13 protein-coding genes are annotated in these 14,609 nt (G+C 32.4%); 4 read left to right on the top strand and 9 right to left on the bottom strand.

Annotation, left to right across the window (positions count from 1 at the left end; all coding sequences use genetic code 11):
- Nucleotides 1-7 precede the first annotated feature (7 nt).
- Complete coding sequence (locus AAGU07_RS02660; RefSeq protein WP_342457676.1) at nt 8-1,507, bottom strand: hypothetical protein; 1,500 nt, start codon at nt 1,505-1,507, stop codon at nt 8-10.
- 188 nt (nt 1,508-1,695) lie between these two features.
- Here AAGU07_RS02660 and AAGU07_RS02665 point away from each other — a divergent pair, with 188 nt between their 5' ends.
- A complete protein-coding gene (locus AAGU07_RS02665) occupies nt 1,696-1,878 on the top strand; it encodes a hypothetical protein (protein ID WP_342457677.1) in 183 nt (60 codons plus the stop codon).
- 6 nt (nt 1,879-1,884) lie between these two features.
- On the opposite strand, the gene AAGU07_RS02670 is transcribed toward AAGU07_RS02665, so the two are convergent.
- Nucleotides 1,885-2,358, bottom strand: coding sequence for a DUF4411 family protein (locus tag AAGU07_RS02670; protein ID WP_342457678.1), 474 nt, complete (start codon nt 2,356-2,358; stop codon nt 1,885-1,887).
- Nucleotides 2,359-2,368: 10 nt separating this feature from the next.
- Nucleotides 2,369-3,550 carry an ImmA/IrrE family metallo-endopeptidase gene (locus AAGU07_RS02675; protein WP_342457679.1) on the bottom strand — a complete coding sequence of 394 codons (1,182 nt, stop codon included), beginning with the start codon at nt 3,548-3,550 and terminating at the stop codon, nt 2,369-2,371.
- A gap of 564 nt (nt 3,551-4,114) precedes the next feature.
- Between AAGU07_RS02675 and AAGU07_RS02680 the strand changes: the two genes are divergently transcribed.
- A complete protein-coding gene (locus AAGU07_RS02680; RefSeq protein ID WP_342457680.1) occupies nt 4,115-4,399 on the top strand; it encodes a hypothetical protein in 285 nt (94 codons plus the stop codon).
- A 17-nt stretch (nt 4,400-4,416) separates the two neighbouring features.
- Here AAGU07_RS02680 and AAGU07_RS02685 read toward each other — a convergent pair whose 3' ends face one another.
- The 4 genes from AAGU07_RS02685 to metG form a co-directional block, all read right to left on the bottom strand.
- Complete coding sequence (locus tag AAGU07_RS02685; protein ID WP_342459332.1) at nt 4,417-5,379, bottom strand: glycosyltransferase 4 family protein; 963 nt, start codon at nt 5,377-5,379, stop codon at nt 4,417-4,419.
- A gap of 319 nt (nt 5,380-5,698) precedes the next feature.
- Nucleotides 5,699-6,169, bottom strand: a complete 471-nt coding sequence (locus AAGU07_RS02690) for a helix-turn-helix domain-containing protein (protein WP_342457681.1) — start codon at nt 6,167-6,169, stop codon at nt 5,699-5,701.
- A gap of 76 nt (nt 6,170-6,245) precedes the next feature.
- On the bottom strand, nt 6,246-7,817 hold the full coding sequence (locus AAGU07_RS02695; RefSeq protein ID WP_342457682.1) for a DUF530 domain-containing protein: 1,572 nt from the start codon (nt 7,815-7,817) through the stop codon (nt 6,246-6,248).
- 96 nt (nt 7,818-7,913) lie between these two features.
- A complete protein-coding gene (gene metG, locus AAGU07_RS02700; RefSeq protein ID WP_342457683.1) occupies nt 7,914-9,896 on the bottom strand; it encodes a methionine--tRNA ligase in 1,983 nt (660 codons plus the stop codon).
- Nucleotides 9,897-10,242: 346 nt separating this feature from the next.
- Here metG and AAGU07_RS02705 point away from each other — a divergent pair, with 346 nt between their 5' ends.
- Complete coding sequence (locus AAGU07_RS02705) at nt 10,243-11,544, top strand: DNA primase (protein WP_342457684.1); 1,302 nt, start codon at nt 10,243-10,245, stop codon at nt 11,542-11,544.
- A 72-nt stretch (nt 11,545-11,616) separates the two neighbouring features.
- Entirely contained in the window at nt 11,617-12,609 is a 993-nt protein-coding gene (gene priS, locus AAGU07_RS02710; RefSeq protein ID WP_342457685.1) for a DNA primase catalytic subunit PriS, read from the top strand.
- A gap of 2 nt (nt 12,610-12,611) precedes the next feature.
- Here priS and cca read toward each other — a convergent pair whose 3' ends face one another.
- Nucleotides 12,612-13,997 (bottom strand): CCA tRNA nucleotidyltransferase, encoded by a 1,386-nt coding sequence (cca, locus tag AAGU07_RS02715; RefSeq protein WP_342457686.1) that lies wholly within the window; start codon nt 13,995-13,997, stop codon nt 12,612-12,614.
- Between the two features lie 61 nt (nt 13,998-14,058).
- Nucleotides 14,059-14,607 carry an RNA 2',3'-cyclic phosphodiesterase gene (gene thpR, locus AAGU07_RS02720; protein WP_342457687.1) on the bottom strand — a complete coding sequence of 183 codons (549 nt, stop codon included), beginning with the start codon at nt 14,605-14,607 and terminating at the stop codon, nt 14,059-14,061.
- Nucleotides 14,608-14,609: the final 2 nt, after the last annotated feature.

Genomic DNA, 14,609 nt, shown 5'->3' on the forward strand with positions numbered 1-14,609 from the left:
GGAAAATTTATTTCATAAATTCTGCTTTTAGAACTCCTTTAGAGTCTCTGTAAGTTTCAATAATCTTTCCTTCCTTTAGATTATCTTTAATAACTAAACCATCGATATTCTGCAGAGTAGTAGTTATTACAGGAAAATCCATTTCATAAAATGTTTCAAGGTCATTTTCTATTTGGGGAATTATTACTTTACAGTACAAATGATATTTATTTTCATGACAGTATATATGGAACACTGCATACTCATGTAGATCATTTCCAAATTTAATTGAATATTCTTGGAGTAGTGAAATAATACAAAGTGCAATATCGTCACTAGACTCTAACATGTATAAATTGTTAATTTTATTTCCGGTTAGTCCATATATTCTAAGATACTTCTCTAAAACGAATAGTAATCCTTTTATTATTGAATTAACATCCATTATATTTTTAACAGGTAAATCTTCCTCTTTATTATTCTCTAAGATATTCTTTTTTCTAGCATTTACGTGTTCAATGATATTTCTTTTTATTATTCCGTTATTCCTATTTTGGTGCGCAATAAAATCACATATTTCTACAAAGTTTTCGACATCTTGATATAATTCAGAAGTTAAATGATATTCGTCTTTTAATATTTTTGCATATTCTCTTAAATCAATCATCAATTCTTTAATATTATTTTCAGTATAAGTGCCATTTAATAAAGAATCATATATCTCTTTAACTGATGATTTGAATCTACGCAATAAAATGTTATGAAATGGCCTTTCGATCTCCCTTACTCTCAATAAACCTTCCGAATCACGATAAGTTTCAATAAGTTGTGTATAAAATGAATCATCAAATATTATTCCATCACGATTATCTATTTTTGACACTACGACAGGAAAACCAAAAAATAATTTCCCCTTAGTTGAATTCAGCTTATATTTTATCGTTTCTTCTATAATAGATTCATTTAACTTACAGTATAATCGATATTTACCTTCGTGTGAGTAAAAAAATAGTATTCCTTGACCTAAATTTTTCTTAAATATAATTATTGTATCCTGTAGAAGTGACATTATTGTTAAAGCAATATCATCTTTTTGTTCATGAAATATTTGATATATTGCATTAGTATCAAACTTAGAGTTGAATTTGAGTAGATATAATGCAACCATCGCAGCCATACCCCATACAAAAGAATCAGCATCCATATATGATTCGATCCTCCAATCAGGAGTAGAATTTAATTCTTCATTTTCAAAAATAGTATTAAGTTTAGTTATAAAGGCACCAGCATGTTTTTCAACAATTCCCCATTCTCTCTTTGAATGATGAATTAAATCACATATTTCTATAAAATTTTCAATTGGCTTAAAAAATTTTGGAGGTCCATCTCTTAATTCTTTTTTATAACCCTTGGAGAATTCTCTTAAATCAACCATTACCATCTTGATATTCCTTTCATCAAAGGTACCATTATTAATAGTCTCTAAATTTGATTCAATAGAATACAAGACTTTCTTTGATAGCAACATTAAATCCCTCTAATTAATAAAGTGAATTTAGTCAAAAAAATATGTAAGTCAATCATTAATATAAAACTTAAGTTTTTGAAGTATACTATCTATTATAATTCCCTAAATTAGTACCAAATTATAGACATTACTTTTCGCTTGCTCTTGCACTACTTAATAAAACCATAAAAACCAGAATAATAAAATACATGGCTGATAAAACATATTACAGATATAATAAGGTTATTTCACCTGAAACTAGATATATACATTTAATGGAAGCAGTTCAAGAAGCAGAATTAAACTTTTTATTGGCTAGTTTGAAAGGAGAAACTTTTCATATCTCTGGTAAAGGTCAGTCTAGAATTTCAAGTAAAAAATGGAAAAGTTAGATAATATTACCATTTCCATCCTTGATAAATCATAAACTCAGTAAGATCCATGTATTGGACATTTACTTGTTTACAAACATAGGGAATACTATCTTCACTATTAGGTCTATGTTCATCAGTTAAGACTATACATCCAGTACTCAATCCAAATGCAATTAAGTAAGGATCTGCAAAAAAAGGTTTAGTCTCCCCCTTTTTATGAAATTTATCAAATTCTTCAAGTTTTCCAAGACAACTGATTTCATCATCATCTAACTCAACGAAAAAGCCTATTTTCTCATCAATTTTATCCCAATATTCGTAAATGGGACCATTTGAATTGTTTAATTCTTCTTGGACTTCTTTTAAAGAGAATATGGTTCTATTATAAACCAGTTTATGAATATTATCCCATAATGAAGGAAAAACTTCTTTAGAATATTTATCAATGTTAATCAAACAATTTGTATCAATTACAAATCGTTCTGTGAGACTTTTCATCAATGTTCCTCTAATATATATTGTTAATAAGTTTTCCAACGTCTGTTACTGGTAAATCAAGATATCTAGAAAATGTTACCGGACTAATTATATTATTTTCATATGCCGAAACAATTAGTCGGGAATAGGCTTTTCCATCATATTTAACTTTTTTATTGACTGGAGACATGGATCCTTCTCGCTTTTTATTTTTACTTTTTTTCTTTTTTTTCTCTTGTTTTTCCTCATCGTCGACTTCTAATGCGTTATACAAGGATATAAATTGTTCTTCGCGTGTTTTTTTTAAAGAATGTAATCTTAATAAAATAGTCTGTTTACTCACACCGTAAATGTTAGATAGAAAACCTAATTGTCTTGATGTCCATTCAAGTGATTTGTTTTTCTTTACTTTTTCTTCTTCTTTTAAAAATTTTAAAGGAACTAAGAATTCTGCAGCTACTTTATTGCAGAATGCTTCTTTTTTATTGCGTTTATCAAGATCGCAAATTGCACTTTCTCCAAGCATTAAATGAGTTAATTCATGGAATAATGTAAAAATCCTTCTATTTTGAGTATCTTTACCATTAAGTAAGATAATCGGGTATTTGGATTTGTATAATGATAGTCCACTAATTTCTGTTCTTTTAATATTTTCTGTTTCAAAAATTAGTATGCCTAATTCAGCGACTGATTCTTTCCACTCATCTAAAAAACGAGAATGAGCTTGATCCCTTTCACCATTGCTTAATTTGATTATCCAAGATTTTTGTGTTTCAATACTAACTCCTAAAATTTCTCTTATTTTAGCAGCGAAAACTTTATAATTCTTATTTTCAAATTTATATCTTGAAAAAGAAGGAATAATCATACCCATATCTTTATGAACTTCAATGGCAGCATAACGTCGATATTTAGCTTTACGAATCTCTAATCTTAATTCTGGACTCGCATTGAAATTATCTTCCTGAGTAGTTCTGTAATCAATTAAATCATCACTCTCTTTTTCGGGAGGTTTAGACCTAAAAAAGAATACAGAAGGCCGTTTATATTTATTAGCTAATTTTCTTAGTTCTGGCCAAGTAGGTTTATCATCCCCAGATTCCCATAAACTTACTTTGTCTAAGTATTGAGGTAAATCATCGAGTTCAAAGCCAGCGTCTTCGCGAGCCCAAATCAGAATCTCTGGATTAACTTTGACTTTATATGATGTCATACTTTCACCGAACTATTTTATAATTATATATTTTTCTGTTATTTTGATTAATTAAATCTTATTGTTTATTATAATAAAGTACATTATTTCAATTTATATAATTTTCATTCAGTTGCATTCAAAACCTGTAAAAAAGTATTGACTTTAGATTAATATTCTTATAATGGAATTACATTTTAGTCTTATTTTTTTAGTACCGATACTGTTAACTTAATGAGCATTTTATATAGTAAATTATGATCTTTGTATCATCGTTTTGTAAAGATCCATTTGTGGATCTGCAAAAAAAGTATTAATTATTTTGAGTCCTGGACAAAAGGGGATACTGTCCAGGAAACTTAATGTTAATGGTCCAATTAATACTAGTTTTTATGTTTATATATACTTTTCATTTTCATGAATAGATGCAGCTGCATAATTGTGACTTATTATTTTCAAAAATTCCGAATATGATATTTAAAATTAAATTTATTAATATAAAGCTTCCACAAAAACAGGGAAGCTCATACAGATAGTTTTGCGATTTACCCCGAAGAAACATTTAAAAATTACACAATAGAACATATGCGGCTTTTAAATCCAAGTAGCGTGAAAATTATAAAAATAGACTATACAAACCAGGGATTTGATGAAAAATATAACAAAACAAAAATACAGCTTAAAATCTCTGCATCAGCACCTTCTGTTACAGATATTAGCGATAGAAACGTTTTAGGAGACCGTGTGAATTTTTACGTGCGAAAAAGTATATGTGGATCATTTAGCGCGGCTAATCAAACTAATGACCTGTTTAATCCTGCTTTTTCAAATCGATACGTAATTACAACTACAGATGTTATATGGATATGATTTAGTATGTATTTAACCTAAATAATCATCGAATTGAGCGTGTATGCCAAAATTATTCCAATAGCTCCAAAAATTATACCTATAAACCATACAATTGCAACTACATTCTTTTCAGGCATTGGCCTCCTTAAAACAGACCTTATGAGGGAGTTAAAACCGCCATCAGGAGCTACCAGTTTTCCATCATCCCCTACTTCAGTTGGAGCATGGTGATGTCTTTCAACAACCCCTGCGCTGTAAAATTTGAGTGCTGCATCGATTATATTCGGGAGAAGTACAATAAGGGCTATGATTTTTACACGTCCTATAAACGCCACGAGTACAATACATGCACCTATAATAAGGGTCCCCACATCTCCTGGAAAAACACGTGAAGGGTGCCTGTTATAGAATAAAAATGCAAGAAGAGCCCCTAACATAGCCATAGTTATTATAGCAACGTTATATTTGCCCATTATAATAACAGAAATGGTAAGAGAGATCATTGCTATTGCACCAAGCCCTGATTCAACTCCATTTAGTCCAGCCAGCATATTTGTTAAATTAGCACCAATAGAAACTGCTATAGGCATAGATAACATGTAAATGATTCCCACATTAGGAGGGGCAATCCACATGATCGGTAGTCCGGCAAGCCAGAGTAAAATCAATTTTTCTTTGGATGATAAAACTACAAGGTCATCAACCATACCCACAAGACCTACCAAAAGAATTACAATTAATGTTATTAAAAATTGATAATGATAAGCTGGATATAGCCAAATTCCAACAAACATTGCAATTACAAAACCAAATAAGATACCAATACCACCCATCTCTGCCACAATAGGCTTCGTAGGTTTATGAATATCCTTACCAACTATTTCTGCATCTTTTAACTTGTTTATTAATCTAGGCATAGTTAAAAAAGTTATTAAAAATGCAACTAAGCCGCAAATACCTGAAATTAATAGTAACATCTGATAATCGCCAAAAAACATATTTGCCATTGAACCACCGTGTTTTATATCACTTGTTTTTTCTGAAAGTATAAATTAAGTTTATTTATGTCAATAATCCATCGCCATATGACAGTACACTGTTCTAAGAGAAATATTTAGCTTTTCAGATATATCCTCTTTAAGACCATCACATAATTTATCCATCACCGTAAGACAGTACACTATTTTAAGAAGTATTTAAATATAATCCTTTAAAAAACATTCAAACGTAATTTATTATCTTTTTATAAGACAATACACTGTTCTAAGAAATATCAACTTCTCAAATATAATCATTTGAAAAACATTCACCACATGATTATCTTTTTATAAGACAGTATACTGTTCTAAGAGGAATACTTAGCTTTTCAGATATATCCTTTGCTCTAAGACCTTTATCACGTAACTTTTTAATTTCCTCTTCCGTCTCTTTAGAATATTTTGGTTTTCTACCTCTTTTTAGTTTAGTAGCTTTGAGATAGTAAACTGTTTTTAAAGGAATTTCAAGCTCATCAGATATATCTTTTGGACTAACACCTTCATCAATCATTTTTTGAACGAGTTCAGCTTCATTGCTACCATATTTCTTGGGCCTACCCCTTTTGATAACTGGTTCAACTTCAATTCCCAGTTCAGAAAGTGCATCTAAATATTTTTTTGAGGTTCTAGGGTATAAGCTGCTTGGAACTTTAATCTTTTTAAGATTGGGATATCTATCCAGAAGCTCCATGATCACCTGTGAAGATAATGCTCTTTTTACATAAATTTCATTATTTTCATCTTCACCCAAACTACCACCGTATGTTATAATTTTCTAAATACTTAAGTTAAAATTTACTGATTAAAAATTCATAAATTTTCCACTGTCACTTTTTAATCATTTCCAGGAACTTTTGAGCACGTTTAGATGTAGGCTTTCCAAATGTCTCAATTTTTTCTTTTTCTGCTTTTACATTCTCCGGATCAACTGAAAAAATATCAGATGCAACTTCAATAGATAATTTTCCTGTAATATTTAGAATTGCAGCCCCAACTGCAGGAGGATTTGACTTAACATGGAGACCCTTTATTTTATTTTCGATCTCAAATTTTTTTGCTATTACTTCTTTCATATCTTTCATATACTCAATTTTTTCATCGGTATATTCCTTCAAAATCCCCACTACCTGCTTATCAAAATCTACAAATGCTTTCAACTGGTTAGTATCAAGATTTGGGCGAAGGTTTGGGAATGGTCCCGAGTATTTATTCCTTCTATCGTAAGAAGTGGTTAGATAATATTTAACAATATCCCATAAAATTAAAACTCGCGGTACTTCAACAAAAAGCTTTCTTTTAATTTTGTTTCTTGTTTGAAGATCACGCTCAAGCTGTCTATTTATAATATCGTTATCATCCATGAGGTTGTTTTCTTTAAGAATTTCATTTAATTTTTCATTCTTTATGTCTTCTTCATCTTCAATATCTGAGGTTATTGAACCTGCAATATCTGACGCCGTTTTAAGAGCATTATCATAAATTTCAACGTTATTTCTATTTTTTAAAAATTTATCCATGACGTTATCCATAATTTCGTCCACTATTTCCTTTGCAAATTTTACATATGCAATTGAAAGAGCGGTTTGAACCTGTTTATCGTTTATGATGGCGGGTTTCTTTCTGTGAAATTGCAGAAATTCGATACGTGCATTACGGCCGTATTTCTTTCGAATTTCCCTTTCATAGTTCATTTCATCGTCCATATCCATATTGACTCTTTTTCTAATCCACCTGCCGTCTTCCAGTACTTTAACCACTAAAGAAACAGTTTTAACTATCCCTCTTTTTTCATGTTTTAGGACTCTAACGATGCTACGAAATGCTTCCCTTCCCATAGGTGCTAAATCAGACATCCTCACCATATATTCCCCAGATAAAGGCAAATACTTAAGTGTACCTAACCTGTAAACACCATGGTCATTTTTTTCTAATATCAGATCTGTAGCTCCACAGCTGCATGTTCCAGATTCCACAAATTCAATTTCGTGCCGTTTAAACTTCTTTTTACATGCACTGCAGGTTATGGTTGCAAGTTCTTCAAGGTGCCCGATTACAATTTTATGAGACGCAATAGACGATTTAACCCTATCTAATATATTTTTCTTAGCGGCAGCTTTCATTCTAAAGTATTGAGTCTGCCTTGAAACATCATGCATTTCTTCAGCTTTTAATTCAGTAATTGAGGAACGAGAAGATCTAATTAAAGACCTGTAGGGAGCTTTATAACCCTTGATCTCCATGGTATCTCTAAGTTCATACAGCTCGTCTAAATTTTCCTTTAAGTAATGATAAACTGTAATAAAGCTTTCGAAATCCCTAAGTTCTTCTACTTGTATCCTTTGACGCTTTATTTTGTCAAGAAATTTCTCAGCCCGTGCAATTAAAACAGATTCATTCATTTCGTTCCCAAACTATACTTTTATAAAAAAATAGCACTCGAAAGTCGTTTTTTTTTCGAGGGCTCAATCATACAAAATTCGCAGAATTTTGTAAGTCTATTTTATTTTCTCACCAACATGGGCATCTGCACTTAAAACGCTTAAACTGTCCGAAGTTGCAAGTATCATACCTTCAGATTTTATTCCGAATAATTTTGCTGGTTTCAAATTAACTAACACGACAACTTTCTGGCCTTTTATCTCTTCTGGAGCGTATTTTTTAGCAAGGCCTGCGACAACCTGTATTTTTTTCTCACCAGTGTCGACCATTAATTTTAATAAGTTTTCAGAGCCTTCAACACGTTCTGCTCCAATTATTTCAGAAATTCTTAAATCCATTTTTGCAAAATCATCTATACTTATAATGTCTTTCATAGTTTCAGTTTCCTCTAAATTATCATAAAGTGTTTTTTTTTCTTTTTTAATTATGCTATCATCAATTTTAGAAAATAATGGTTTCGGTTTACCAATTTCATGGCCTGCTAGAACAAATTCACTTGCAGTTTTCCAGTTGGTTGTTTCTTCTACATCTAAATTCATAATTTTCATTATTTTAGAAGCTCGGACTGGTATATATGGAGTTAAAATGACAGAAAGAACTTTTGCAAGCTGGTTACACAAGTAAATACAATTTGCCGCCTCTTCAGGATTTTCTTTTACGGCTTTCCATGGTTCCTTGTCATTGAAATATTTGTTACCGAACTTTGCAAGTCTAATTATTTCAATAAGACCTTCTCTGAATTTAAAATGCTCAATATTTTCTGAGACCACATCGGGAATGCTCAATATACTGTTTTTAAATTCTTCATCGTACTCGTCAAATTCTGACGGCTCTGGTATATTCCCGTCAAAGAACCTGTTTGTAAATGTGAAAGTTCGGTGCATGAAGTTTCCAAGCACGTCTGCAAGTTCATCGTTTACACGGCGCTGGAAGTCGTCCCATGAAAAATCAGTATCGCGGCCAAGGGGCGCATTTACAGTTAAGTAATATCTTACAATATCTGAATCAAATTTTTCAAGGAACTGCGATGCCCATATAACCCAGTTTTTGCTTGTTGACATCTTTCGGCCTTCAAGTGAAAGATATGCCCCTGCAACAACGTTATCCGGTAGTTTACATCCATAGCCCATAAGTAATGCAGGCCAGAATATAGAGTGATGGTATATAATATCTTTTCCTATAAAGTGAATTGCTTTATCGTTCCAGTAGTCTTCCCATGGTTTATTTTCTCTCCGGCTCCACTGTGCAGCCGATGATATGTATCCAAGGAAAGCTTCACCCCACACATAAATTATTTTGCCTTCAGCACCTTCAAGTGGGACGGGAATTCCCCATTCCATATCTCTTGTAAGTATCCAATCTTTTAAACCTTCTTTTATCCACTGAAGGGCATAATTTTTAACATTTGGAGGTAACTCATCATTTCCTTCTATCCATTCCCCTAAATCATTCTGGAAGTGACTTAATTTAAAGAAGTACTGTTTTGACTCCTTAATTTCGGGAGTAGAACTACATATAAGGCATGTTGGTTCTTCAAGCTGAATTGGGTCTAAATGCCTTCCGCATGTTTCACAGTGGTCTCCCCTTGCCCCTTCTCCTTTACAGTGAGGACAAATTCCTTCTACATACCTGTCAGGTAAAAATCTTTTACATGTGTTACAGTAAGGCTGTTTAATGACCTGTTCATAAATATAACCCTTTTCGTAAAGTTTTAAGAAAAAGTTCTGTGAAATTTCGTAATGAAGGGGATCAGTGGTCCTTGAAAAGTTATCAAAAGAAATATTGCATAGCTCAAGGTCACGCTTTATCATTTTATGAAACTTATCTGCAATTTCTTTAGGAGATTTTCCTATTTGCTCTGCCCTAACTGCAATAGGCGTTCCATGTTCGTCGCTTGCACAAACAAACAGGACATCAACATCATTCATCCGATTATAACGTGCGTAGATATCTGCTGGAATATATGTCGATCTCAAATGTCCTAAATGGCAGGGCCCATTTGCATAGGGCAGCGCGCTGGTAATAAATACTTTACTCAAATTTGTTCCTCCTTTATTAAAATGAACAACAAAGCCTTTAGACCTTGAAATTCATGATTTAAATTATAATAAGATATAAAAGCCCTTAAAAGTTGAAATAATAATCAATATGTTTTATATAAAATTTCTAAATTTAAATATATATTATTTTTCTATTTTCCTATTAATTTAAAATATAAAAGTCACCTATCTTTTTTTAAGTGGAACCCTTTAAAATATTTATTTACATCACGTGTCATATTTATGTATTCTTATATGAGGGTACTCCTTTTGTGAAATTCATATTACATGGAGGTAGTTATACAGTAACTATTTATAATGAAGAGAATCAGAAAGCATTAATCGTATGATACCAATGTCCTTTATAAATCCTTTATCTGATGAAGGAAAACAAATAGTCAGGGAAGACGGAGGGGATTTAGACAGGATATTTGATGTAAATGATGATATTATAGATGCAGTTAATTCAATTACAGCTCAAGAAATATCAGATGATGCTTATATACCCAAAAGCTATGTTGATCTGGTGATTAAAAGAGTAGAATGGTACGTTGACAAAAAAAGCGATCCCAACTATAATCACAAAAAATATGCTTTCTTATTTTATCCAGAAATAACAAAATTCGACGTAATTGCATTTTATATCCTTTGTCAGGCCATTGGGATTAAATATGGCCCTAATTCCAGAGAAAGTCGCGCAGTATCAGAACTGCAGGGACAGATCATTGAAAACAGACTTGAAGAACTTTATGAAAGAGACCGGTTAGAAATTGTAGATAAAATAATGAACATCCTCATTGTTCAAGATAGAATTAAATGGACATCACTGGCTGATCTTTTAAGTTCAAAGAAAATTAACCTTCAAGATTTAGTTTTAAAAGATGGAAACGTTATATTGGACAGGGAAGATTTTATGGAATACTTTAAGGATGTTGTAAAACTCCAACAGCCCGAAAGAATGTACAACGTGTTCATTGGAAACAGGATTAAAGAACTCATCATGATCAAGATGATCATGCAGAACACTGAAAACTACATAAAAAACGTGCATGAAATTGCAGGGCGCGAAGTAGAACCCAATGCGGCACTTTTAAAGATTGCAGAAGAAGTAGCTGATGCATTATCAAAAGAAATAAGATATTATGGTGGTGGAGATAGTGGGGGAGAAGTTAAAGCTTCGCCGTTAAATATTGAAAAGTTCCCGCCGTGCATTAGAAAATCTTTAGATGGGATCAAGTCAGGCGGGAGAAATGAAGTCATTGTCCTGTTTTTAACGCCTTTTTTATCTTATGCCCGATTATATCCTTCAGTTTTCAGCAGGAACACAACTTTAAAGGTATCTGATGTTGATGCAGACCTCAAAATCACACAAAATGAAATCCTGCCAATGATCTACGACGCGGCAGACAGGTGCAGCCCTCCCCTTTTCGATGACCAGCCTCAAGAAAAGATCAACATCAATGCAAAACTTGGCTTTGGAATGAATGATAACTTAAACCTTCAACATGAGGGAGAAACAACGTGGTACACTCCAATGAGCTGTGAAAAGGTTAAGTTGAACATGCCTAACTTGTGCAGACCAGATAAGACATGTAAAGGCATAACCAATCCCCTCTCTTATTACAACAGAAAAATGAGGGAGAAATAAAATTTAAATAAAGTAAATCAACCATTTTAAAGTATAATCATTAAAATTAATAATAAAAGAAAAGGTAAACTCATGGAATTTTTCAAACAGGCAACTCCTGAAGAACGCAGGATCTACTATAAAGAAGAATGGGATGTTAATCAGGTCCCTGATTTCATATTGGACCAGCTTGAAAACCGTGAATTTGGGTTTGACCACTTTGGAAGAGGTCCCAACGACAGGTACAAAACTTTTAATTCTCCAGAATATCTTAGGAGGTTTTTAAGATCTAAAACCCCTTTTGCAGCGTACTGTTCAGTTGCCTTTTATGAAAGGCCGCGAAAAAGAGAAGGATGGATGCAGGCTGAACTTGTTTTTGATGTTGACGCTAAAGATATTCCCATAAGGACATGTAACTGTGATAATGTCTGCGAAATATGCTTAAATGAAGCTAAAGAAATTGTAGGAAACATTATTGACACTTTAAAAAGCGATTTAGGTTTAAAAAACATTCACCTGAGCTATTCTGGTAGAGGATACCATATACGTGTTCTTGATGAGTCTGTTATGGAAATGGACAGTGATGTGAGGTCTCAAATTTTAAAATATGTTGTAGGGGCAGATGTCCCTAATGATAAATATGAAAATAGAGACCAAATTTACACCCTCAGACACTATTCTATTCCTTTTGGGTATCCAAAGGTATTTACAGACAGGATCAAATATTCGATCCTCCATTTAACCAAAGACTCTAAAATTGAAGGCATCAGTAAAAATTTGCTTAATAAAACCCTTGAAAATAGAAAATTAATAGAAAATGATCAATGGGGACTTTTTTTGAACAAACTAGACCCTAATCACCCTAAAACAGGTGCTAGAAATTATAATAAATTAATAAGCAGTATAGCATCGCTAAACATGAGTTTAGTTGATGGAAAAGTATCAATTGACCTCAAAAGGATTCTTAGACTCCCTTCATCTTTGCATTCTAAGGTTAGTATGCGATGTACCGAAGTTAAAAATATTGAAACATTTGACCCATTTAAGGATGCTGTTCCTAAATTTGTGTGGGAAAGGAACGATTGATTCTATCGCCACAGGTACACATTTTTATTTAAATACTCGTAGAAGAAGAGCATTATATCTTCACTACACTTATCTGACTCCATAAACTTCAAAATATCCACTATTTCATATTTCTTTAAAATTTCAGCCTTGATGTGTTTCCCAAATTTAAGAAATCCTATCTTGTTTTCAATTAAAATATTATCAAGGAATGGTTTAACCTCTTTATATTTCCGGTCAACCTCTGCAACCCACCTGTTTTCTTCCACATAAGTTTTAGTTCCATATTTTTCCATGAACTTGGTTTGGTGACCCTTTGACCATACGAAAGGACCTAAATGTTTTTTTACCTGCGGAAGCTTCCATATTTCCATTTCAAGGAGTATTATAACGTTTTGAGATTCATCTGTCCATGAATCTGTATTGAATACTTTGAAATCTTCCCTTTCTAAAACTCCATTTAAGGAATTTTCAGTCTTTTTAATTTGGGGATAAAGGGCATCGGCAGGGATTTCAGGAGGTTTAAACCTGATTAAAAATGTTTTAGTTTTCCGGCTTTCAAATTCATTCTTTATTTCATTTTTATTTATATCTATTTGTTTATCAAAGAAATATTCCTCTTTTGGATCATCAAGGAAATTTCGTGAGGCAACAATAAATTCAGACATCTTTTGAAGCTTTAAGGCTGCTGCAACATTCCTGTTTTTATCGGTGGGGTCAATAACTACAAGTGGTTCCTTAAAAAGATCACCAGTTCCATAATCTTCAATATCTATTTTATAATTAGGTCTCCATTCATTGCTTGCGGCATTTAAGACATTTAAAAACGATCCATAATTGATAATAAGTAGTTCACATAGGTACCCTGAAAATCCCCCTACTTTGAATTCTGCGCTGTATGTATGGATGGACCCCATGAATTTTTTAAGAAGGAGGACTTCACCTTTCTGTTTTTCTCCCAAATTTGCAAGCACGTATTCTGTGTGCAGTATAGTCCTGTCCACTGCGGATTTAAGCTCTTCAGCATTTTTAATAATGTAACATGGCACAAAATCAATTTCAAACCCTTCGATAAATCCAGTAATATATGGATGAGAAGCATATCTCAATTCATGGTCACCATGCATCTCCTTGATACATTTATCTCCTAATTTCAATCCATATTTTTTTAAATCATCTTCTGAAGTACTTAAAGGGAATTTCATGAAAATATCAACATCAGCTTTTCCAGAAAGCCATGTACCTTTTGCTACCGAACCTACAAGTGCTGCTTCTGCATTAATGTTATTTTCTCTTGCAATTTTGTTTATAATATTAATCAGTTTATCTGATAATAACTTTACTTTTTCATTTTCTTCTTGTGTAGGTTTTATTACCTTCAGTATGTTGTTAAAATCGATATTTTCCAAGATATTCACCAGGTTAATTAAATAATTAAAATAAAAAGGACTTCTGAATTGATCTTTTAATTTAAAGAACAAATTCGTTTACAGTGGTATATACTGGTCCATCACGCTTGAGCACGCTTTCTTTAAGTAAAAGTTTTTCAATTTTCATTTTTCCAATTTCTATATCTTTCAGCTCGTCAATCTTAGATAAAAGGGCGTCTTTATTTTTAGCACCTCTAACCCGTCCCATTGTAAGGTGAGGTACGTAGCTTCTCTCTTTTTTAAATCCCATTTTCTGGAAATCTTCATCCATTGCCATCTGTAGCCTTGAAAAAGGACCTGAATCTTCCACTCCAAGCCAAACTACTCTTATATATCTTTGATTTGGAAATAAACCAACACCCTTAATAGAAATTTCAAATGGAGAATAATTCTGCACTTTAGCTTCCACTGCACTTACAATTTCCTCGGACTTCTCTTCATCTATCTCACCAAAGAATTTAAATGTAAAATGTAAATTATGGGGTTCTACATATTTTACTGGTGCATCAGCTTCCTTTAACTGTTTTTGCACATCTGATATTTTCTCTTTAAGTTCTTCATCAATTTCTGCAGCTAAAAATGCCCTCATAA

Source organism: Methanobacterium sp. (genome assembly GCF_038562635.1).
GTDB lineage: Archaea > Methanobacteriota > Methanobacteria > Methanobacteriales > Methanobacteriaceae > Methanobacterium_D.

Excerpts from the sequence above, each read along its gene's own strand:
- AAGU07_RS02665 (WP_342457677.1), top strand. The coding sequence starts at position 1,696 with ATGGCTGATAAAACATATTACAGATATAATAAGGTTATTTCACCTGAA.
- thpR (WP_342457687.1), bottom strand. The coding sequence starts at position 14,607 with ATGAGGGCATTTTTAGCTGCAGAAATTGATGAAGAACTTAAAGAGAAA.
- AAGU07_RS02705 (WP_342457684.1), top strand. The coding sequence starts at position 10,243 with ATGATACCAATGTCCTTTATAAATCCTTTATCTGATGAAGGAAAACAA.
- AAGU07_RS02660 (WP_342457676.1), bottom strand. The coding sequence starts at position 1,507 with ATGTTGCTATCAAAGAAAGTCTTGTATTCTATTGAATCAAATTTAGAG.
- AAGU07_RS02680 (WP_342457680.1), top strand. The coding sequence starts at position 4,115 with ATGCGGCTTTTAAATCCAAGTAGCGTGAAAATTATAAAAATAGACTAT.
- AAGU07_RS02695 (WP_342457682.1), bottom strand. The coding sequence starts at position 7,817 with ATGAATGAATCTGTTTTAATTGCACGGGCTGAGAAATTTCTTGACAAA.
- AAGU07_RS02670 (WP_342457678.1), bottom strand. The coding sequence starts at position 2,358 with ATGAAAAGTCTCACAGAACGATTTGTAATTGATACAAATTGTTTGATT.
- AAGU07_RS02685 (WP_342459332.1), bottom strand. The coding sequence starts at position 5,379 with ATGTTTTTTGGCGATTATCAGATGTTACTATTAATTTCAGGTATTTGC.
- AAGU07_RS02675 (WP_342457679.1), bottom strand. The coding sequence starts at position 3,550 with ATGACATCATATAAAGTCAAAGTTAATCCAGAGATTCTGATTTGGGCT.
- priS (WP_342457685.1), top strand. The coding sequence starts at position 11,617 with ATGGAATTTTTCAAACAGGCAACTCCTGAAGAACGCAGGATCTACTAT.